Source organism: Pseudomonas sp. Leaf434, assembly GCF_001425545.1.
Taxonomy (GTDB): Bacteria; Pseudomonadota; Gammaproteobacteria; order Pseudomonadales; family Pseudomonadaceae; genus Aquipseudomonas; species Aquipseudomonas siliginis.
On sequence record NZ_LMQZ01000011.1, the window covers coordinates 48,835 to 70,444 of the forward strand.

At 60.4% G+C, this 21,610-nt stretch carries 19 protein-coding genes and 4 tRNA genes; 7 read left to right on the forward strand and 16 right to left on the reverse strand.

The genetic code is table 11. From position 1 onward, the window contains the following. Positions 1-28 precede the first annotated feature (28 nt). Entirely contained in the window at positions 29-202 is a 174-nt protein-coding gene (locus tag ASG55_RS22325) for a DUF3094 domain-containing protein (protein ID WP_007909875.1), read from the forward strand. Positions 203-268: 66 nt separating this feature from the next. Beyond that, positions 269-1,567, forward strand: a complete 1,299-nt coding sequence (locus ASG55_RS22330; protein ID WP_016773144.1) for an NAD(P)/FAD-dependent oxidoreductase — start codon at positions 269-271, stop codon at positions 1,565-1,567. Between the two features lie 156 nt (positions 1,568-1,723). On the opposite strand, the gene ASG55_RS22335 is transcribed toward ASG55_RS22330, so the two are convergent. The 8 genes from ASG55_RS22335 to rluD all read right to left on the reverse strand — a co-directional run bounded on the left by ASG55_RS22335 (position 1,724) and on the right by rluD (position 8,601). Next, positions 1,724-3,349, reverse strand: a complete 1,626-nt coding sequence (locus tag ASG55_RS22335) for a methyl-accepting chemotaxis protein (RefSeq protein WP_056790456.1) — start codon at positions 3,347-3,349, stop codon at positions 1,724-1,726. A 161-nt stretch (positions 3,350-3,510) separates the two neighbouring features. Then, positions 3,511-3,587: transfer RNA gene (locus ASG55_RS22340), tRNA-Pro, on the reverse strand. 97 nt (positions 3,588-3,684) lie between these two features. After that, positions 3,685-3,760, reverse strand: a tRNA-Lys gene (locus ASG55_RS22345). A 5-nt stretch (positions 3,761-3,765) separates the two neighbouring features. Next, positions 3,766-3,842 (reverse strand) — tRNA-Pro (locus ASG55_RS22350). Positions 3,843-3,851: 9 nt separating this feature from the next. Beyond that, positions 3,852-3,927 (reverse strand) — tRNA-Asn (locus ASG55_RS22355). Positions 3,928-4,224: 297 nt separating this feature from the next. Next, positions 4,225-6,789, reverse strand: coding sequence for an ATP-dependent chaperone ClpB (clpB, locus tag ASG55_RS22360; RefSeq protein WP_056790458.1), 2,565 nt, complete (start codon positions 6,787-6,789; stop codon positions 4,225-4,227). Between the two features lie 130 nt (positions 6,790-6,919). Then, entirely contained in the window at positions 6,920-7,642 is a 723-nt protein-coding gene (gene pgeF / locus ASG55_RS22365) for a peptidoglycan editing factor PgeF (protein ID WP_056790460.1), read from the reverse strand. Further along, the gene (gene rluD / locus ASG55_RS22370) at positions 7,639-8,601 is read right to left on the reverse strand and encodes a 23S rRNA pseudouridine(1911/1915/1917) synthase RluD (RefSeq protein ID WP_016773140.1); all 963 of its coding nucleotides are present in this window, start codon (positions 8,599-8,601) and stop codon (positions 7,639-7,641) included. Before rluD ends, pgeF begins: the two co-directional genes overlap by 4 nt. Before the next feature lie 151 nt (positions 8,602-8,752). On the opposite strand from rluD, the gene ASG55_RS22375 reads away from it, so the two are divergent. From ASG55_RS22375 to ASG55_RS22390, 4 genes are all read left to right on the forward strand, one after another. After that, positions 8,753-9,769, forward strand: coding sequence for an outer membrane protein assembly factor BamD (locus ASG55_RS22375; RefSeq protein WP_056790462.1), 1,017 nt, complete (start codon positions 8,753-8,755; stop codon positions 9,767-9,769). Positions 9,770-9,895: 126 nt separating this feature from the next. Further along, entirely contained in the window at positions 9,896-10,129 is a 234-nt protein-coding gene (locus tag ASG55_RS22380; protein WP_056790465.1) for a PP0621 family protein, read from the forward strand. Continuing rightward, positions 10,119-11,708, forward strand: coding sequence for a sensor histidine kinase (locus tag ASG55_RS22385; RefSeq protein WP_056790468.1), 1,590 nt, complete (start codon positions 10,119-10,121; stop codon positions 11,706-11,708). The genes ASG55_RS22380 and ASG55_RS22385 overlap by 11 nt, the downstream gene beginning before the upstream one ends. Continuing rightward, entirely contained in the window at positions 11,705-13,051 is a 1,347-nt protein-coding gene (locus ASG55_RS22390) for a sigma-54-dependent transcriptional regulator (protein WP_056790472.1), read from the forward strand. Before ASG55_RS22385 ends, ASG55_RS22390 begins: the two co-directional genes overlap by 4 nt. 92 nt (positions 13,052-13,143) lie before the next feature. Here the strand turns inward: ASG55_RS22390 and thiO are convergent, their stop codons facing one another. Genes thiO through ASG55_RS22425 form a run of 7 tightly spaced genes read right to left on the reverse strand, consistent with a single transcriptional unit; the run spans position 13,144 to position 19,914 of the window. Beyond that, positions 13,144-14,244 (reverse strand): glycine oxidase ThiO, encoded by a 1,101-nt coding sequence (gene thiO / locus ASG55_RS22395; RefSeq protein WP_056790475.1) that lies wholly within the window; start codon positions 14,242-14,244, stop codon positions 13,144-13,146. A gap of 57 nt (positions 14,245-14,301) precedes the next feature. Beyond that, positions 14,302-14,703 carry a type IV pilin protein gene (locus ASG55_RS22400; protein ID WP_041477804.1) on the reverse strand — a complete coding sequence of 134 codons (402 nt, stop codon included), beginning with the start codon at positions 14,701-14,703 and terminating at the stop codon, positions 14,302-14,304. A gap of 15 nt (positions 14,704-14,718) precedes the next feature. Continuing rightward, positions 14,719-17,808 carry a pilus assembly protein gene (locus ASG55_RS22405; protein WP_056790477.1) on the reverse strand — a complete coding sequence of 1,030 codons (3,090 nt, stop codon included), beginning with the start codon at positions 17,806-17,808 and terminating at the stop codon, positions 14,719-14,721. After that, the gene (locus ASG55_RS22410) at positions 17,795-18,274 is read right to left on the reverse strand and encodes a pilus assembly PilX family protein (protein ID WP_056790481.1); all 480 of its coding nucleotides are present in this window, start codon (positions 18,272-18,274) and stop codon (positions 17,795-17,797) included. The genes ASG55_RS22405 and ASG55_RS22410 overlap by 14 nt, the downstream gene beginning before the upstream one ends. Positions 18,275-18,284: 10 nt before the next feature. Next, positions 18,285-18,998, reverse strand: a complete 714-nt coding sequence (locus ASG55_RS22415; RefSeq protein ID WP_056790483.1) for a PilW family protein — start codon at positions 18,996-18,998, stop codon at positions 18,285-18,287. Then, positions 18,995-19,444 (reverse strand): type IV pilus modification protein PilV, encoded by a 450-nt coding sequence (gene pilV, locus ASG55_RS22420; protein WP_056790487.1) that lies wholly within the window; start codon positions 19,442-19,444, stop codon positions 18,995-18,997. The genes ASG55_RS22415 and pilV overlap by 4 nt, the downstream gene beginning before the upstream one ends. Beyond that, a complete protein-coding gene (locus ASG55_RS22425) occupies positions 19,441-19,914 on the reverse strand; it encodes a GspH/FimT family pseudopilin (RefSeq protein ID WP_041477800.1) in 474 nt (157 codons plus the stop codon). Before ASG55_RS22425 ends, pilV begins: the two co-directional genes overlap by 4 nt. A 130-nt stretch (positions 19,915-20,044) precedes the next feature. On the opposite strand from ASG55_RS22425, the gene ASG55_RS22430 reads away from it, so the two are divergent. After that, positions 20,045-20,614, forward strand: a complete 570-nt coding sequence (locus tag ASG55_RS22430) for a GspH/FimT family pseudopilin (RefSeq protein ID WP_056790489.1) — start codon at positions 20,045-20,047, stop codon at positions 20,612-20,614. Here the strand turns inward: ASG55_RS22430 and ispH are convergent. Then, complete coding sequence (gene ispH, locus ASG55_RS22435) at positions 20,571-21,515, reverse strand: 4-hydroxy-3-methylbut-2-enyl diphosphate reductase (protein ID WP_016773129.1); 945 nt, start codon at positions 21,513-21,515, stop codon at positions 20,571-20,573. The two genes, ASG55_RS22430 and ispH, sit on opposite strands and share 44 nt — an antisense overlap. Between the last annotated feature and the right edge of the window lie 95 nt (positions 21,516-21,610).

Consider the following 21,610-nt stretch of genomic DNA (forward strand, 5'->3'; position numbering starts at 1 on the left):
TCAGTAACGTCTACCTGACGAGGCAAATATGACCAGCCGCCTGAACCCCGAAGACCAAAAGCATGTCGAAGAGTACCTGCAATTGTCCCAACACCGTGTCGAGCGCCGGCCTTTCCGGCCGTGGATGCTCCTGGTGCTGGTGCTGGCAGTGACCATTGGTCTGGGCCTGTTGAGCCGATTTATCAGTTATCTGACGCTATGAGCTGCCTGGCGCTCGCTTGGGTAACTGCGAAAAAGATTTCCTTTAAAAACCTTGCGAGTTATCCCTATGTCCCATCGTATTGTCATTGTCGGCGGCGGCGCCGGCGGTCTGGAGTTGGCTACCCGTCTGGGTAAGACTCTGGGCAAGCGCGGTACGGCCAGCGTGATGCTGGTCGACGCGAACCTGACCCACATCTGGAAACCGCTGCTGCACGAAGTGGCCGCCGGTTCCCTGAACTCCTCCGAAGACGAACTCAACTATGTCGCCCAGGCGAAATGGAACCACTTCGAGTTCCAGCTCGGGCGCATGAGCGGTCTCGATCGCGCACAGAAGAAAATCCAGCTGGCGGCAACCTATGACGAAAACGGCGTCGAACTGGTGCCGGCGCGTGAAGTGGCTTATGACTCGCTGGTGATCAGCGTCGGCAGCACCACCAACGATTTCGGCACCCAGGGCGCGGCGCAGCATTGCCTGTTTCTTGATACGCGCAAACAGGCCGAGCGCTTCCATCAGCAATTGCTCAACCATTATCTGCGCGCCCACGCCGGGCAGACCGACGTGGTCGAGCAGATCAGCGTAGCGATCGTCGGCGCTGGCGCCACTGGCGTCGAACTGGCGGCCGAGTTGCACAACGCCGCCCATGAACTGGCGGCTTATGGTCTGGACCGGATCAAGCCGGAAAACATGCACATCACTCTGATCGAAGCCGGCCCACGGGTGCTGCCTGCCCTGCCGGAGCGCATCAGCGGGCCGGTGCACAAGACCCTGGAGAAGCTCGGGGTCAATGTGATGACCAACGCAGCAGTCAGCGAAGTGACTGCCGACAGCCTGATCACCGCCGATGGCAACGAGATCAAGGCCAGCCTGAAGGTCTGGGCTGCCGGCATTCGCGCACCGGGTTTCCTCAAGGACATCGACGGTCTGGAGACCAACCGCATCAATCAGCTGCAAGTGCTGCCGACTCTGCAAACCACTCGCGACGAAAACATCTTTGCCTTCGGTGACTGCGCGGCCTGTCCGCAACCGGGCACCGATCGCAACGTGCCGCCACGGGCACAAGCGGCGCATCAACAAGCCTCGTTGCTGGCCAAGTCGCTGAAACTGCGCATCGAAGGCAAGACCCTGCCGGAGTACAAGTACACCGACTACGGCTCGCTGATTTCACTGTCGCGTTTTTCTGCTGTGGGTAACTTGATGGGTAACCTGACCGGCAGCGTCATGCTCGAAGGCTGGCTGGCGCGGATGTTCTATGTGTCGCTGTACCGCATGCACCAGATGGCGCTGTACGGGCCGTTCCGCACGGCGATGTTGATGCTGGGCAGCAAGATTGGTCGTGGCACCGAACCGCGTCTGAAACTGCACTAAAGCGCCAACCTGTGGGAGCGAGCCTGCTCGCGAAAGCGGTGGGTCTGTCAACACTGTCGTTGAATGATCCGGCCCCTTCGCGAGCAGGCTCGCTCCCACATTGTTTCGTGTTGTGCGCAAATCAGCAGGCGAAGGCCTGCAATTGATCTCTGTTCATCAGAGCTGAAAGCGTCGCACCATGCCCTGTAGCGCATTGGCCAGTTGCGAAAGCTCATGGCTCGATGCGCTGGTCTGATCAGCCCCCGCAGCCGAACGCACCGACAGGTCGCGAATGTTCACCAGATTGCGATCCACTTCCCGCGCAACCTGCGCCTGCTCCTCAGCAGCGCTGGCGATCACGAGGTTGCGCTCGTGAATCTCGTGCACCGACGCCGTGATCGTCACCAACGCCTCACCTGCCCGCTCTGCGAGAACCAGCGTGCTCGCCGCACGAGATGCGCTGGCCTGCATTGACTCCAGCGCCAGGCTCGAGCCGCTGCGCATGCCTTGCACCATCTGCTCGATTTCCTGCGTCGATTGCTGGGTGCGATACGCCAGCGCGCGCACCTCGTCGGCCACCACCGCAAAGCCGCGACCGCTTTCGCCCGCACGAGCCGCTTCGATGGCAGCGTTGAGCGCCAGCAGATTGGTCTGCTCAGCGATTGCGCGAATCACGTCCAGAACCTTGCCGATGTCTTGCGATTGATTGGCCAGCGACTGCACCAGTTCGCCGGTGTTCTGTACATCACTGGCCAGGGCGTTGATCGCACTGGCGGTTTCGCTGACGCGCTCCTGGCCCAATTGCGCTGATTGACTGGACTGGCGCGTGGCATCGGACGTCGACACCGCGTTGCGCGCGACCTCCTCCACCGCAGCGGTCATCTCGTTGACCGCAGTGGCAGCTTGTTCGATTTCGTTGTTCTGCTCTTGCAGGCCTTGGGTGCTGTCGACGGTGACGGCGCTCAGTTCGTCAGCGGCGGTGGCCAGTTGTGTGGCTGAGCCGCTGATACCTTGCAGCGTCTCGCGCAGGTTCTGTTGCATCGTCGCCAAGGCCTTGAGCAAGCGGCTGACTTCGTCGTTGCCATGGGTTTCGATCGGCCGCGTGAGATCGCCCTCGGCGACACTTTCTGCGGCATCCACAGCGCTGCTCAGCGGGCGCACGATACTGCGCGTAAGCAACATCGCCAGCGCCACAGTGGCCAGCGCTGCCAGACCAATGAACAGGCTGACGATGGTCCGCGAGGTTTCATAATGCGCGGCGGACTTCTCGCTTTCGGCGGCGACCTGGCGGGCGAACAGATCGGCGAGATCGTTGAGTTGCTTGCCGGAGCCGTCGACCACGGTCTTCATGTCAACCAGCAACAATTTGGTCAACTCGTCACGCTTGCCTTGCTCGGCGAGGGTGAATGACTGGGCGATGCCGGTGCGATAGGCGGCGAAGGTTTTCTTGAACTGGTCATACAGCTGCTGACCTTCGGCAGTGTCGACCAGTTTGTCGTAGGCGGCGATTTTCTCGCTCAGTTCCTTGTCGCGGGTGTCCATCTGGCCGCGATAGGTGGCGATATTGGCCGGATCCTGATCGAGCGCCATGCGCAGGGAGATGGTGCGGATGCGCAGCATCAGTTCGCGGATCTCGTCGCCGCCACGGATGCTCGGCAACCAGCGGTTCTCCACCGCCACCTCGCTGTCGCGGATGCTCGACATCTGCCCCAGCGCAAACACGCCGAGCAAGGCCACCAGCACCGCGATCAGGGCAAATCCCAGGGCAGCCCGGGGAGCAATATTCAACTGACGAAGCAACATGACGAACGCCCTTATTCTTGTAATGGCCAGATCAAGGGGCGAAGCGTTGGCAGTCCCCTCGTGTTAGCGGGCTATCGGCAGGTTGTATGACGACTTGAAGGGATTCAGCTTTCGGCAGGCAAAAAAAATCCCCGTATCTTTCGATACGAGGATTTTCAATATGGTCGGGGTAAGGGGATTCGAACTCCTGACATCCTGCTCCCAAAGCAGGCGCGCTACCGGACTGCGCTATACCCCGGTAAAAAAAAGGCGACCTTTCAAAGATCGCCTTCTTCGATCAGCGCTTTTGGCCTCTGATCTTAAGATTCGATCCCAGCGCAAACTGGTTTCAAAAATGGTGGGTCGTGTGGGATTCGAACCTACGACCAATTGGTTAAAAGCCAACTGCTCTACCAACTGAGCTAACGACCCAAATATGGTCGGGGTAAGGGGATTCGAACTCCTGACATCCTGCTCCCAAAGCAGGCGCGCTACCGGACTGCGCTATACCCCGGTTTGAAATTGGCTCCGTGACCAGGACTCGAACCTGGGACCCAATGATTAACAGTCATTTGCTCTACCGACTGAGCTATCACGGAACTACACATTTCAATTTACAACGGTGAAGCTTTGTTGCATCTCGCCACCCGTTCGCATCGCTGCGTTCGTGTGTCTGAGGCGCGCTATTCTACAACCTAGAACACCTCTGTCAACCCCCTAAATTGCTTTCAAGTTAATGATTTGCAACTTATTTCAGATTCCAACCCGGTGGGTTGAAACGCTGCCGGTGACTGACTGCGGGGCGCACTTTACAAGCCTTTTCCTTTGAGTTCAACAGCCTGGCGAAAAAAAGGCCTCGCAATGCGAGGCCTTCCCGGTTTCATTGCCGCTGAGGCTTAGCCGAAAACGATTTCGTCGTTCTCGACCTTGCCGGTGGCGGTGTCGCCCGGCATGAAATGACCCGACAGGATCAACTGCGCCAGCGGGTTTTCGATCCAGCGCTGGATCGCCCGTTTCAAAGGACGTGCGCCATACACCGGGTCGTAACCGACGGCGATCAGCTTGTCCATCGCCTCCGGGCTCAGCTCCAGCTTCAGCTCGCGCTCGGCCAGGCGGCTGCGCAGGCGGCCCAACTGGATCTCGGTAATGCCGGCGATCTGATCCCGCGCCAGCGGCTCGAAGATCACCACTTCGTCAACGCGGTTGATGAACTCAGGACGGAAGTGCGAGGTCAGCGCGTCCATCACAGCAGCACGCTGCGCCTCACGATCACCGACCAGTTCCTGGATCTGCATCGACCCGAGGTTGGACGTCATCACGATCACCGTGTTGCGGAAGTCCACCGTACGCCCGTGACTGTCGGTCAGACGGCCATCCTCAAGCACTTGCAGGAGGATGTTGAACACATCCGGGTGCGCCTTCTCGACTTCGTCCATGAGGATCACCGAGTACGGCTTGCGACGCACCGCTTCGGTCAGGTAACCGCCCTCTTCATAGCCGACGTAGCCTGGTGGCGCACCGATCAGACGAGCCACGGAATGTTTCTCCATGAACTCGGACATGTCGATCCGCACCATCGCCTCTTCAGTATCGAAAAGGAATTCGGCCAGCGCCTTGCACAGCTCGGTTTTACCGACACCGGTCGGGCCGAGGAACATGAACGAGCCGCTCGGACGATTCGGGTCGGACAGTCCGGCGCGGGAACGCCGCACGGCATTGGCCACAGCCACGACCGCTTCTTCCTGACCGATTACCCGTTTGTGCAACAGGCTCTCCATTTTCATCAGCTTGTCGCGCTCGCCTTCGAGCATTTTCGACACCGGGATGCCGGTCCACTTCGACACGACTTCGGCAATCTCTTCTTCAGTCACCTTGCTGCGCAGCAACTGGTTCTCGCTCTTGCCGTGCTGGTCGACCATTTGCAGGCTGCGTTCCAGATCGGGGATCACCCCGTATTGCAACTCGGCCATGCGATTCAGGTCGCCTTTACGGCGCGCGGCTTCCAGTTCCTGGCGCGACTGTTCGATCTTCTGCTGAATCTGCGCAGAACCCTGCACCTCGGCTTTCTCCGAGTTCCAGATTTCCTCCAGATCGGAATACTCACGCTCGTGACGCTCGATTTCTTCCTGGAGTTTTTCCAGGCGTTTTTTCGCTGCGTCGTCGCTTTCTTTCTTCAGCGCCTGGGATTCCACTTTCAACTGAATCAGGCGCCGCTCCAGACGATCGAGTACTTCCGGTTTGGAGTCGATCTCCATACGGATACGGCTGGCAGCCTCGTCGATCAAGTCGATGGCCTTGTCCGGCAGCTGCCGGTCAGTGATGTAGCGATGGCTGAGCTTGGCCGCAGCGATGATCGCGCCGTCGGTGATCGCCACCTTGTGGTGAACCTCGTAACGTTCCTTGAGGCCACGCAGAATCGCAATGGTGTCTTCTTCGCTCGGCTCGTCCACCAGAACTTTCTGGAAACGCCGCTCGAGCGCCGCGTCCTTCTCTATATATTGGCGGTACTCGTTGAGCGTGGTCGCGCCGACGCAGTGCAACTCGCCGCGAGCCAGCGCAGGCTTGAGCATGTTGCCGGCGTCCATCGAGCCTTCGCCCTTACCAGCGCCGACCATGGTGTGCAGTTCGTCGATGAACAGAATGATCTGCCCTTCCTGCTTCGACAGTTCGTTGAGCAACGATTTCAGGCGCTCTTCGAACTCACCGCGATACTTGGCGCCGGCAATCAGCGCGCCCATGTCCAGCGACAGCAGACGCTTGCCTTTAAGGCCGTCCGGCACTTCGCCGTTGATGATGCGCTGCGCCAGCCCCTCGGCGATCGCGGTTTTACCCACGCCAGGTTCACCGATCAGCACCGGGTTGTTCTTGGTGCGGCGTTGCAGAACCTGAATGGTGCGACGGATTTCGTCGTCGCGGCCGATCACCGGATCAAGCTTGCCTTCTTCGGCGCGTTTGGTCAGGTCGACTGTGTACTTGTCCAGCGCCTGCCGCGACTCTTCGTGGTTGGCGTCATTTACCGCTTCGCCACCACGCAGGTTGTTGATCGCGTTTTCCAGGGCTTTCTTGCTCACGCCTTGGCCGAGCAGCAACTTGCCGAGCTTGCTGTTCTCGTCCATCGCGGCGAGCAGCACCAGTTCGCTGGAAATGAACTGGTCGCCCTTCTGCTGAGCCAGACGGTCAGCCTGATTGAGCAGGCGCGCCAGATCCTGCGACATGTTGACGTCGCCGGTCGGGTTCTGGATTTTCGGTAGTTGATCGAGCTCTTTGGTCAGCTCTTTACGCAAGCTGTTGACGTCGAAGCCGACTTGCATCAGCAGCGGCTTGATCGAACCGCCCTGCTGTTCAAGCATGGCCTGCATCAAGTGCGCCGGCTCGATGGCCGGATGATCGTGGCCAACCGCCAACGACTGGGCGTCGGACAGGGCCAACTGTAATTTGCTGGTTAAACGGTCAATACGCATGGGTCACCTTCCTTTTGAGCAGGCCGGACCTAAGAAACCATCCTGAATAAAGAAACCTGCCAGATACCACTGTAGATGCGGTCGATTCTGGGAGATTCAAGCGTCGGAGAGTTGATGCAGATCAGAGAGTTTAGCGGGTGAGCCAAACAAGGGAGGCGAAACGACCGGTCCGCGACGCACGGCGATAGGAGAAGAAGCGCGGATCGGTCACGGTGCAGAAACCGCCACCATAAACAGCCGTGACACCCCGTTCAGCCAGACGCAGGCGCGCCAGCAGATAGATATCAGCCATGAACTTGCCGGCATTGTTGCTCGGTACGAACGCTTCTGCTGCTTCAGGCAGTTGATTGATGAAGACTTCCCGTACTTCCGGACCGACTTCAAAGGCTTTGGGGCCAATGGCCGGGCCGAGCCAGACCAGTACCTCGTCAGCAGGAACATCGAGGCTGTCGAGAGTTGCCTCAAGCACGCCCGCCGCCAGACCCCGCCAACCGGCATGAGCGGCCGCGACACGCGTGCCGGCACGATCGCAGAACAATGCCGGCAAACAGTCTGCCGTCATCGCCGCGCAGGCAATACCCGGCGCTGCCGTCCAACTGGCATCTGCAGTCGCAACGACGCCCGGATCAGCATGGGCAACGGTGATCCCGTGCACTTGCTGCAACCAGGCAGGCTGTATGGAGAAGTGATCGGTCAAGCGTCGACGGTTCTCAGCGACGTCCTGCGGACGATCATCGACATGATCGCCCAGATTCAGGCTGTCGAACGGCGCCTCGCTGACACCACCCTCGCGGGTGGTGACACAGGCCCTGACGCTGGCCGGCGCAGGCCAGTCCGGCGTCAGCCAGTTCATCCGACGAAGGCCTCGCGATCCTGCTTGAGCAGGGTCAGCAGCCAGACGAAATCTTCCGGCAGCGGCGATTCCCAGCTCATGCGCTCACCGCTCGTCGGGTGATCGAGTTCAAGGAAGCGCGCGTGCAGCGCCTGACGCGGGAAGTGCTTGAGCGATTCCACCATGGTCGGGTTGGCCGCAGGCGGAATGCGGAAACGCCCGCCGTACGCCGGATCGCCGACCAACGGGAAGTTGATGTGCGCCATGTGCACGCGGATCTGGTGGGTCCGACCGGTTTCCAGTTTCACCCGCACGTGGGTGTGCGAACGGAAACGTTCGAGCACGCGGTAGTGGCTGACGGCAGGCTTGCCGCCTTCCATCACTGCCATGCGCTGGCGTTGCTGGCCGTGACGACCGATCGGCGCGTTGATCTTGCCACCGGCGGTGACCACGCCAATGACGATGCACTCATAGATGCGGCTGACACTGCGGCTCTGCAATTGCGCAACCAGTTTGGTCTGCGCCTGAATGGTCTTGGCCACCACCATCAGACCGGTGGTGTCCTTGTCCAGACGATGCACGATACCGGCGCGCGGGACATTGATGATGTCCGGCACATGGTGCAACAAAGCGTTGAGCAGGGTGCCATCGGCGTGACCGGCGGCCGGGTGCACCACCAGGCCCGCAGGCTTGTTGATCACCAGGATGTCGTCGTCTTCATAGACGATGTCGAGCTCGATGTCCTGGGCGATCCACTCGCCCTGGGCTTCCTGCTCGGCAGTCAGCTCAAGGACGGCACCGCCATGCACAATGTCGCGCGGGCGGATCACCGCCCCGTCCACAGTCAGGCGACCTTCTTTGATCCAGGCGGAAAGGCGCGAGCGTGAGTGCTCAGCGAAGAGTTGGGCGGCGACTTGATCGAGGCGTTGGCCGCCCAATTCGGACGGCACCTCTGCGCGAAGTTCAATTTTATCGGACATGCTCGGACTGGGCGTCGGCACAGCCTTTGGTTTCGGCTGCGCGCTTGTGGTTAAATACGGCGTCTTTTGCCCCGAGGCTTTTCAACGGGGCGTTCATCATAACAGGACGGCCCCGCCCAAGACAGCGGCCGTCATAGGGACGCAAGCCGCCATGCAAGTGAAACACCTGCTGCTGATCGCCATCCTCGCATTGACCGCTGCTTGCTCATCGAAGGAAGTCGTAGACGAAAACCTCAGCGAAGCCGAGCTGTATCAGCAGGCTCAGACTGACCTGGACAACAACAGCTACACCAGCGCCACAGCCAAGCTGAAGGCTCTGGAGTCGCGTTATCCGTTCGGTCGCTACGCCGATCAGGCTCAGCTGGAGTTGATCTACGCCAACTACAAGAACGCCGAGCCGGAAGCTGCAAAGTCTGCCGCCGAGCGTTTCATTCGTTTGCATCCGCAGCATCCGAACGTGGATTACGCGTACTACCTCAAGGGTCTGACTTCGTTCGACCAGGACGTCGGCCTGCTGGCGCGCTTCCTGCCGCTTGACATGACCAAGCGTGACCCGGGCGCCGCCCGCGACTCGTACAACGAGTTCGCGCAGCTGACCAGCCGCTACCCGAACAGCCGCTACGCGCCGGACGCCAAGCAGCGCATGATCTATCTGCGCAACCTGTTGGCCGCCTACGAAATCCACGTCGCTGACTACTACCTGACCCGTCAGGCTTATGTAGCCGCTGCCAACCGTGGCAAGTACGTCGTGGAGAACTTCCAGGAAACCCCATCGGTCGGCGACGGCCTGGCGGTGATGACTGAAGCCTACCAGCGTCTGCACCTCGACGATCTGGCGGCCACCAGCCTGGAAACCCTGAAGCTCAACTACCCGGACCACCCGAGCCTGGAGGATGGCCAGTTCGTGCCACGCGTAGCCGAAGCTGACAACCGTTCGTTCCTGAGCAAAGCGACTTTGGGCCTGATCGAATCGCGTCCACCGCTGCCGCCGGGCGAAACCCGCGCCAACCAGGACGTGCAGAAGCAGTTCCAGGACGCGAAAGATGCGATCCCGAACGAGCTCAAGCCTAAAGACGAGAACGGCGACGTGATCGAAGAGCCAGAACCGGAATCCAGCGACACCGACCGCTCGTGGTTCAGCTACATGACCTTCGGCGTGTTCGACTGATCACACCGGCTGTACGAAAAAGGGAGATCCGCGGATCTCCCTTTTTTATTGCCGCGCTTTAATAGGCTGTGCGCTGATCGGGTCCTTGGCTAAACTGCCGGATCATCAGTCGAAAAGCCGCTCATCATGCTTCGTTTATTGTTCTGGATTGCCCTGATCTTCGCCGCCATCTGGCTCTGGCGCAAATTCAAGGCCCCCGCCTCGTCCGCCCGATCGCCGCGCGAACAGGACGCGCCGCCGATGGTGCGTTGCGCCCACTGCGGCGTGCACCTGCCGCGCGACCGCGCGCTGGGCAACCAGCAACTGTGGTATTGCAGCCAGGCTCATCTCGAGCAAGGCCCGGGCGCCAGTGGTCGCTGAGGCCGTCAACGCCGACCAGAAACAGGCGCAGCGTCTGCTGCGCCTTTATCACCTCTACCGTTTAAGTGTCGGCATCACTCTGGTGTTGCTGATCTCCAGCAACATGGACAACCGCCTGCTGACGTCGGCCAACGACGATCTGCTGCGCGGTGGCAGCTGGCTGTACCTGATCATCAATATGCTGTTGGTGGTGTTCCTCGAAAACACCCGGCGCCCGGCGCAGTTGTTCACCCTGGCCTTCGTCGACGTGCTGCTGTTGTGCGGCCTGTTCTACGCGGCGGGCGGCGTGGCCAGTGCGCTGGGCAATCTGCTGGTGGTCTCGGTGGCAATCAGCAACACCCTGCTACGCCGACGCATCGGCCTGCTGATTGCCGCCATTGCGGCGATCGGCATTGTCGGCCTGAGCTTTCTGCTGGGGCTCAGCCGCCCCTTGAGCGCAAACGCCTACTTGCAAGCTGGCACCCTCGGTGCGCTGTGCTTTGCCGCCTCGCTGCTGGTGCAAGGGTTGATCCGCCGCCTCGAAGTCAGCGAGACCCTGGCCGAACAGCGCGCCAGCGAAGTGGTCAGCCTGGAGGCGCTGAACGCGTTGATCCTGCAACGCATGCGCACGGGGATTCTGGTGCTCGACGAGCAACGTCGGGTGCAACTGGCCAATCACAGTGCGCAGAGTCTGCTCGGCCATAGTCACCTGCAAGGTCATTTGATCGACGAATATTCGCCAGCACTCGTCGAGCGCCTGCAACTGTGGCGCAACAACCCGACCTTGCGCCCGCAGAGCCTGAAAATCCCCGGCAATGGCCTTGAGCTGCAACCCAGCTTCATCGCTCTCGAGCAGAGTCCGAACCAGCAGACACTGGTGTTTCTCGAAGACCTGGCGCAAATCACCCAACAAGCCCAGCAACTCAAGCTCGCTGCGCTCGGGCGTTTGACCGCCGGCATCTCCCATGAAATTCGCAATCCACTGGGCGCGATCAGTCATGCCGCGCAGCTGTTGGCCGAGTCCGAGGAACTCGATAGCGCAGATCGACGTCTGACGCAGATTATTCAAGACCACTCCCAGCGCATGAACCGAGTCATCGAAAACGTCCTGCAACTGTCCCGCCGCCAGCAAAGCGCGCCGCAACGGCTGGACCTCAAGCCGTGGCTGGAAGACTTCGTCGGCGAAACCCGCGAGCAGGCCAACGAACGCCAGCACATTCATCTGCGAATCAATTCCGGCGATTTCACCACGCTGATGGACCCCAACCAGCTGCGGCAGATTCTCGACAATCTGATCCGCAACGCCTGGCGTCACAGTGCCCAACTGCACGAGCAGGCCGAAGTATGGCTGGCACTGTTCGTCGACCCCGACAGCCAATTGGCAGTGCTCGAAGTGCAGGACAACGGCCCCGGCGTGTCGGCCGATGAACAGGCGCATCTGTTTGAGCCGTTCTTCACTACGAGCAGCCAGGGCACCGGTCTTGGCCTTTATCTGTCCCGTGAGCTGTGCGAAAGCAACCAGGCACGCCTAGACTTCAAATCACGCCAAGGCGGCGGCTGCTTTTGCATCACTTTTGCTCACGGACGGAAACAAAGTTGAATACAAGCCCACGGCAAAAAATTCTAATCGTCGACGACGAACCGGATATCCGCGAGCTCCTGGAAATCACCCTGGGACGGATGAAACTCGAGACCTTCAGCGCACGCAATCTGGGCGAGGCTCAGGCGCTGTTGCAGCGCGAGCACTTTGACCTGTGCCTGACCGACATGCGCCTGCCCGACGGCACCGGTCTGGAGCTGGTGCAACACATTCAGCAACGCGATCCACACCTGCCGGTGGCGATGATCACTGCGTACGGAAGCCTGGAAACGGCCATCAATGCGTTGAAGGCCGGGGCGTTCGATTTCCTCACCAAACCGGTGGAGCTGCCGCGATTGCGCGAACTGGTCAGCTCGGCGCTGCGCCTGCCGACAGCGGGCGGCTTGAGCACGGCAATCGAGCGACGCTTGCTGGGCGATTCGCCGCCGATGGCCAATCTGCGCAAGCAGATCGACAAGCTCGCACGCAGTCAGGCGCCGGTGTACATCAGTGGTGAATCCGGCAGCGGCAAAGAACTGGTCGCGCGTCTGATTCACGAACAAGGCCCGCGCGCCAGCCAGCCGTTTGTGCCGGTGAACTGCGGGGCAATTCCGTCGGAACTGATGGAAAGCGAATTTTTCGGCCACCGCAAAGGCAGCTTCACCGGTGCCGTCGAAGACAAGCCGGGGCTATTCCAGGCGGCCCATGGCGGCACTCTGTTTCTCGATGAAGTCGCCGATCTGCCACTGTCGATGCAAGTGAAACTGCTGCGGGCAATTCAGGAAAAAGCCGTGCGCAGCGTCGGCGGCCAGCAGGAAACGGTGGTCGACGTGCGTATCCTTTGCGCCACGCACAAAGACCTTGAAGCCGAAGTTTCAGCCGAGCGTTTCCGCCAGGATCTGTATTACCGGCTCAACGTCATCGAACTGCGCGTGCCGTCCCTGCGCGAACGCCGCGACGACATCGAGGCGCTTGCCATGCACGTGCTCAAGCGCCTGGCCAAAGACACCGGACAACCCGAAGCGCGCCTGCACCCCCAAGCGCTGGAGGCGCTGAAGAACTATCGCTTTCCCGGCAACGTGCGCGAACTGGAGAATGTTCTGGAACGCGCGCACACCTTGTGTGAAAACCGCACGATCGAAGCGCAGGATCTGCGTTTGAGCGAAGGCAATTGCTCGGCGGACGGGGCGACGGCTGATCTGACCCAGATCGACAATCTTGAGGATTATCTGGAGAGCGTCGAACGCAAACTGATTTTGCAGGCGCTGGAGGAAACCCGCTGGAACCGCACGGCGGCGGCGCAGCGGTTGAGTCTGTCGTTCAGGTCGATGCGTTATCGGCTGAAGAAATTGGGACTGGATTGAAGGCCCCTTCGCGAGCAGGCTCGCTCCCACATTTGGAATGAGTATTCCTGTGGGAGCGAGCCTGCTCGCGAAGGCGGTCTACCAGCCTCTGACTAAATCCGGCCCTCAGGCGCATACGGCGCCGGATCAATAATCGGCGCTCGCCCCAACATCACATCGGCAAACAACTGACACGATGCCGGCGCCAGCACCAGCCCGTTGCGGTAATGCCCGCAGTTCAGCCACAACCCCTCGAACCCCGGCACCCGGCCAATAAAGGGAACCCCTTCCGGCGACCCCGGCCGCAGCCCGGCCCAGTGCCCGACCACCTCGGCATCCGCCAACGCCGGCAGCAATTCGATCGCCGAGGCCTTGAGGCTTTGCAGCGCTACATCGGTCGGGGTCTTGTCGTAACCTTCGTGCTCCAGCGTGCTGCCGATCAGAATGTGACCGTCGCGACGCGGGATCGCATAACGTCCCTTGGCCAGCACCATGCTCGGCAGGAAATCAGCCGCGCACTTGTAGAGAATCATCTGGCCTTTGACCGGTTCGACCGGCAGCGTCAGGTTCAGCGTCTTGAGCAGATCGCCGCTCCACGCCCCCGCCGTCAGCACAAACTCGTCGCCGCTCATCACCCCAGTGGAGGTTTGCACGCCAACCACGCGCTCGTCCTCGCGGACGAAACCACAGACTTCGCATTGCTCGTGAATCGTCACGTTCGGCAGCGCCAGCAGCGCGGCTTTCAGCGATTTGACCAGCCGTGGATTGCGCACGTTGGCGACATCGGCCATGTAGATCGCTCGGCTGAAACCGCTGCCAAGCACCGGCACCGCGTCATGTGCCGCCGAGATATCCACAGCCCGCAGCGGCCGATTTTCCCGCGCGGCCCAGGCCATGGCTGCGGCTTCATCGTCCAGATCCAACCAATACAGACCAGTGGTGTGCACTTCAGGATCAACGCCAGTGTCAGCAAACAAGCGCTCGCCGAGCTGTGGATAAAAATCCTGCGACCAATGCGCCAGCGCGGTGACTGCCGGACTGTAGCGCCACGGGTATAACGGCGAGACGATGCCGCCGCCAGCCCAGGACGATTCCTGGCCGACATTCGAGCGATCCAGCAGCACCACGCTGCGCACTTCGGAGGCGAGATTGTAGGCAGTGAGCAGGCCAATCACCCCGCCGCCGACAATCACTACTTGCTGTTGCCTGGTCATGTTTGATCCAACCGTAAAAAAGACAGTGGGCGCAAAAGGCGCCCGAAAAAGAATGCGTCAGCGGCCCCAGCAATCCTTGGCGGTCACACCGGTAGTCGCGTTGTTCATGCTTCGCACGCCGGTGTTGGTCAGAGTGAAATCCCCGCATTTGTCGGTGGCCATGGCCGAGCCGGTTTTACGCACCGCGGTCAGCACAAAGGTCTGGTCGGTCAGCGTCGGGGTGATGGTGTAGAAATCATTGCCCGGGCTCAGCCCGGTGACGCCGGTGTAGACATTGTTGCGGGTGTAGAAGCGTTCGAGGGTCTGCGCCTGCTCCGAGAGCAGCGAGACCACTTCGGCGCGACGGCCCTTCTTCACGTATTCGTTGTAGCTGGGAATGCTGATGGTGAGGATGATCCCGATAATCGCGATGACGATCATGATCTCGATCAGGGTAAAACCTCGGCTGGATCTGCGCATGCCTCAAATTCTCGCTTACTGGATTTGTCGCCACATGATACGACGGCTGCCGCCGCCACCTTTTTCCACAATGACCGTGACCGCGCCGCTGGTGTCAGTCGTGCCCTTGCGCTCGCCGTTAGCCGAGATGAAGTTCAGGGTCGGAATGCCGCCGGTAAAAATCACGCCACTGGATATCGTATCGTTGCTGTCGACCAAACGGTCACCGGTGGTGTCGATCACGGCGTAGTTGAGCATCTTACCGTTGAACGCATCGAGTTCGACCAGTCGGCCCGTACCAAAACTCGAACAAGGGTCGGTGGTATCGACGCTGGCAGTGGTGAAAACAACTCGTCCCAACACAATACTGGCCTGATTGATCACGCGCTCGCCGGTCAGCACGTTGTTGTACACCAGCGGCAGATACCACCCTTTCTCTGCCGGATACGTCGTTTCATTCTGGCTGGTGGTCAGAAACTGCCCGGAACTGCCGGAGAACGAGCCGGTAATCGCCTGCGCTTGCAAACTGCTAACGGTGATTTGGCCGGCCCCACCCTCTGCATCCCAGATTGAATAGAACGCCTGCAGATCCTTGTTGGTCTTGTCGGCAGTCTCGTTGAACTTGCCGGTGCCAAAGAACACCTGCTTGCCGCCCTGCGGATTATCCGCCAGCAGCGGTTGCGCGGTGATCGGCTGCGTTGCCCCGCCCGGGGCGGTGAACAATGGCTTGCCGGCAAACGCCACGCCCCAGCTTTCTGCCCCGGGTGCGCTCAAGTCGAATTTCCACATACGCCCCTTCAGGTCACCAGCGTAGGCAGCCTGCACTACGTTCGAGGAATTGACCCTGAGTTTTACCGAAGACAGACCGTTAGTGGTTTCCGTGCTGTCGATGACGATTTTCCTGATCAGCGAACCATCCAGCGCATCCAGCACATACAACGCTGCAACCCCCGAATTGCTGCCGTAACCATTGGCGATGAATGTCGCCCAGCGACCATTGGCCAAGCGTGCGACTTCCGGACGGGCGTAGGCGTAACCCAGATCATTGAAAGCATTCGCCGTGTTGGCCGTAGCCGGCGCACTGACTTCCCACAGTGCCTTGATCACGTTGCCTGCCGAGGCATCGAACAGTTGCAGTCCGTAGAAGGTTTTACCACCGGCCCCCGTTCCGCCAATGGCCAGCGTTCTCCAGGTGGTGCCGGCCTGCGCATCGAACACGCCGACCTGACCGTCCACGAGAAACTTGTGGCTGACGCCGTTGACGTAATTGGTATCCGCAATCAGCCGCAACGAAGGCAGCACGCTGGAGGGCATATAGGCATAACGGCGGGTGCCGTTCGCCGAATTGATCACGTTGACGAAACCGTCGTTGGCGTTCACCACCAGACTGGTGTTCATGTTCGCAGCCTTGGTGGTCAGGTAGTTGGTGTAACTGCTGTCACCCGTCAGATCGGATGCGGTCTTGTCTGAAGGCGAGGCGAGCACCAGCGGCGAATTAATGATGTCGCCCAACAGCGCACTGCGAACTTTGAGCCCGGCCCTGTTGGTCCCTTTGCTCCACTCCACCAGATCATTACCGTTGATTCCGGCGGGCAACCCCTGATTCAGCGTAGTCTGCTGCGCCGGGGAAAAGTTGAGGAGTGCCAAGGCAATGGGCGTGTTGCTCAAGGTGTTCCATGACTGGAAAGTCGGCGCTGTGGCAGAGGGCACGATGGTGGTGTCGGTCGACCATTGCGCCGCCGAGGTATTTACCGTGCCGGTCGAGGTAAAGCCGAACGACCTGATCGTGCCGCGCCAATCCTTGGGATCGTAGGTTGTCTGGTAAAAACTGCTGCCACTGGTCAACGTACTGCTGCTGGCAACACCGGCACCACCGGAGCCGGCCTTGGAAGTGATATCGCTCAATGCCGACGATAACGCCGCATTAAGCCCGGAGCTGTCGGTCGCCTGGTAGTACCTGCCCTGCCCGTAACTGGCGGCGTCGGACAACATGTCGTTATCCGCCGCGAAACCCACGGTGTAGGTGTTCATGTTCTGCCGGGGAAAATCCACCGCGTTCCAGCTCTTGCCTGCTGCGTCAGTACCGGTCGAACGCATGTCGATATCGAAGGCGAATTTGGCGATGTCATCCAGATAGAGTGTGTCGCCCTCACCGTCACCGTTGAGGTTGTCGCCATCGTTATTCACGCCATCCCAGTTCGGTAGCCGGCTGCCTCCCAGCGGATCGTTGGTCGGGAAGGTACGGTCATAGGTTGGCAAGCCATCGGTAATCACCACGCCGTAGTTTTTCTGGCAGCGGTATTGAATCGGACTGGTATAGCTCGCTGGCGTGCCGTTGTAGTAAGGCGCCAACCCACGCATGTAGCGCGTGACTTCGTAATAGCTCTCGGCCAATGGCGTGTTGGCCACGGCGTTCAAGCCGTTGATCGATGAGATCAGCGCGTTGTAGTTGGTGTCTGCCTGGGCCTGGGTGACGCTGCCCGCGACGGGTGACAAATCGGTGATCGAGCGAGCGATGAAACCGCCGTTGCCCGGGTTGTTGCTGGTCGCCGGATTGAATGTCGACAGGCCCATGCGCAAAGTGCGGTTGCTGCTCACCAGTGCGGTGGAGACGTTGCGCGCCACGTTCATCCGGTAATCGTTGGGGATCGCCCCCGTGGTGAAGTCGCGGGTGCCGGTGCTGTTGGCGAGGCTGACTATGTAGGAAATGTAATCGGCGGAATACCGAGTGTTCTCGTTGCCTACGGGGTCGGGGAGCTTGAGGCACAACGGCGCCACACTGTTGTTGTAGAACGCATAGGCGCCTCCCGAGCACCCGGAAGTCGGCAGGCTCGATAGAAACACCGTGTCGCCGGTAATCTGCGGCGCATTGAGTGCAGAGCACAAGCCGAGGAAGGCATTGCACTGCCGGGCGGGAGTGCGGTTGACGTTCGGGTCGAATCCGGCGGCGTAGATGATGCTGTTCATACTCCCCGAGTCATCGATCAGCAGCATCACGTTGGGCGCCACCGCAGCCGCGCTCAGCAATGGCGAATCGGAAGGCGTGAAAGCCCAGGCCGGTGCCGCCAGGTAGAAACTCAGGAGCATGCCGATCAGCAACGACAGGCCGCGCTCAATACTTCGCATAGACACTCTCCACCACGCTACGCGAATTGCCGGCGATGCCGACCGCAGTCACTCGATACAACGTCGCCGAAGTGTTACTCGGTACGTTCACCGCAGTCAGGGTCGTGCCGATGTTCTGCACGCCATAAAAGCCATTACCGGCAGCGATCCAGGTCACCCCGGAGGTCGAATTGAAGCCGGCCGAGCTGACCGATGACGATTCGGCCGGCGGCAGACATTGGTTCGTGCCGCTACACACCGCCAACGAGTAACTGTCCAGCTGCACCGCACTTTCGCCGATACGCAACGCCGCTTCCGCAGCCTGAAACGATTGATTGCGCAGGCTTACGCTGCCGGCCATTTTCTCTTGCAGGTTGGCGCTCTGCATCGAGGACAAACCGATCAATGTGAGCAACAGCAGAAACACCAGGCTCACCAACAGGACCATGCCGCGCTGGGCCTGACGTTGTTGCAAGGAAATCCTCATCGCCGCCCCCTCATGGCAAGCGGTTGCGCAATGCCGCAACCACGTTGAAGGTTTGATTGCGCACCCGATTGTTCGGGTCGGTGAGGGTCAGGCTCAGGCGCACGCTGCGGATGCGCGCCGGATCGCCGGGGTTGCTGCTGTACGTTGAAGCTGCGACGTCGGTCGCGGAGCTGGCCAGACCGAATGTGACGTTGAAGGCGCTGACGTTGTTCACCAGCACTTGCTGCGCCGGATTGCCGCTGCCAGTGCCCATGAGGATCTGGTTATTGCTGAAGCTGTAGATCAGGCGCCGGATCGGGAACGCGATCTGCCCCGTGGTCGGGCTGCGCAATCCGCTGTAGGCGACCGCGCTGTTGCGACAATCGGAAATCACCGTCCAGGTCGGCGTTCCCCCGCCGCTGCCGACATCGGCGGTGACCATGGTCAGCTTGAGACTGGCGTTATCCCAGTTGATCGGGATGAGTTGCGCGGTGTTGAAATCCCCTGCAGAACTGGAGTCGACGATGGTGCCGAGGCAGCCGAACATGCCGACCATACGGATTTCCTGAATCATTTTGCTGAGAACGAAGCGCGCATCTTCCTGCATCGCTGCGGCGCTGTTCTGACTGACGTAAGTGTTTTTTGCGGCGATGAAAATCTGTACCACGCCGAGCACGACGATCAGCCCCAAAGCCAGGGCAATCAGCAGCTCAATCAGGCCGAAACCACGGCTGGCGTACTTCATGGTGTGGCCACCGGATCGACCGCCGCCCGGCTGCTCAGCACGAAACTGCGCTGTGCACTGGCAGCGTTCGCCGCGCGCGCATCGCTCCAGGTAATGGTGATGGTGTAGACCCGCTGATTGAGGGTGATGCTGCCCGTCGCGGTCGGGCCGCCGAAGTTGGCGATGTTGGTGGTGAAATCGTAGAGATCCTGATCCCGCGCATTACTGAGATTGCCCGAGGTCGGTGGCGTGACGGTGTAGTTGGCGCCGGAATTGGCGCGGATGCGATCCATCATGTCATAGGCGATGAAACTGGCCTGACTGGTCATCCGCGAACTGTCGGTGTACTTCAACGCATTGAGCTGCACCGCCGCTGCGCCCAACAGCCCGACGGTCAGAATCAGCAACGCGACCAGCACTTCGATCAGCGTCATGCCCTCCTGTGCGTTTGTGCTCCCTGCCCTCATCCGCAATTTCCACCCAGTTGAATGCGTCCGTTCAAACACACGTTCAGCGTCCTGCTTTGCGTGCCCAGCGTGTAACCGATGACCACCGCCGTCGACGGTGCCGCCAGACCGCCGAGGTTGTTGAAATCCAGTGCGGTCACTCCTGAGGGTAGCGTCAGAGTCGCGCCACTGCTCATTGCTGGAACAACCCGCAACACATTGGCCGGATTGCCAGTACTGTCGTAGACCGCCAGTTCACCGGTCCAGACACTGCCGCCAGCGGTCGGACGCAGACGCGTGGTCACGCCGCGATTGATTGCCTCGAGGCGAGCGAAATTGATTGCCCGCTGCAAGTCGCCGACTTCGGTATCCGCCTTGCTGCTCTGGATCGTACGGGTAAAGGCCGGCACCGCCAGCGTGATCAGTATCAGGAACACCGCAATGGCGACCAGCAACTCGACCAGCGTGAAACCTTTTGTACGAAGATCCATCGGTGCCCTCCGTTGCCGTCGGCTATACCTGCTTTTACACGCTAGAACATTCGCTCGGCACGCGCCGACTGATTTGCCCTGCGCGGCGCACGGATTGCGCTGCTCATACCATTCCACGGAGGGATTTTTCATGCCGCAACACGGTTTCAGCCTGATTGAACTGCTTATGGGACTGGCGATTGGCGCAATTGTTCTGCTGCTGGTCAGCCCGGCGTTCGCCGCGCTCAAGCAAGCGACTCAGCGCGACCACGCAGCGCAGTCGCTGCTCGAGGGCATCCGCCACGCTCGCACCCTGGCTATGACCCACAATCAAAGTGTGGTGATCCATGGCATTGACGGCGACTGGAGTCAGGGTTGGCGAATCATTCTGGATCTTAGCGGCAAAGGGCCGGAGGACAGCAGCAATCCGCTGCTGGTTGAACGCGCCAGTGAGGCGAAGGTGGCGATTGTCGGCAATTGGTGGGTGAGCCGCTACGTGCGGTTCAGTCATCTGGGACAGCCGCTGATGCCGGGACGGCGATTTCAGGCGGGGACAATACACATCTGCTCGCCGCGCGAACCGGTCAGCCAGCGGCAGATCGTGCTGGCGGCGACCGGTCGCGTGCGCCTGGGCAGTCAGGAGACCGAACAGGCGCTGTGCGACAAAGGCAGAAGCGTCAGATCGAACGGACGCGCAGCTCTTTCGGCATCGAGAACGTGATGTTCTCCTCACGGCCAGCCAGCTCGTCGGCACCGGTCGCGCCCCAGGCCTGCAATTGCTGGATCACGCCCCGGACCAGCACTTCCGGTGCGGACGCGCCAGCGGTAATGCCAATACGCTCGACGCCGTCGAACCAGCTCTGTTGCAGGTCCTCGGCACCGTCGATCAGGTAGGCCGGAGTCGCCATACGCTCAGCCAGTTCACGCAGACGGTTGGAGTTGGAACTGTTCGGGCTGCCGACCACCAGCACCACGTCGCACTCGTCGGCCAGTTGCTTGACGGCGTCCTGGCGGTTTTGTGTGGCGTAGCAGATGTCATCCTTGCGCGGACCACCGATGGCCGGGAAGCGCGTGCGCAGGGCATCGATAACGCGACTGGTGTCGTCCATCGACAAGGTTGTCTGGGTGACGAAGGCGAGTCTTTCCGGATCGCGTACCTGCAATGCGGCCACGTCCTTTTCGTCTTCGACGAGGTAGATCGCGCCGCCGTTGCTGGCATCGTACTGGCCCATGGTGCCTTCGACTTCCGGGTGACCGGCGTGGCCGATCAGGATGCACTCGCGACCGTCGCGGCTGTATTTGGCGACTTCGATGTGCACCTTGGTCACCAGCGGGCAGGTTGCATCGAAGACTTTCAGGCCACGACCTGCAGCTTCGTTGCGCACGGCTTGGGAAACACCGTGGGCGCTGAAGATGACGATCACGTCATCGGGTACCTGATCGAGCTCTTCGACGAAAATCGCGCCACGGCTGCGCAGGTCTTCGACGACGAACTTGTTGTGCACCACTTCATGACGCACATAGATCGGCGGCCCGAAGACTTCCAGGGCGCGGTTGACGATTTCGATCGCCCGGTCCACACCGGCGCAGAAGCCACGGGGGTTGGCGAGTTTGATTTGCATGCTGTGCCTCGTGTCTTGCGCGCGAAAACAATGGAAAACAGACTGTGGAGACCTGCTTGTTGTGGCGAGGGGAATCATCCCCGCTCGGCTGCGTA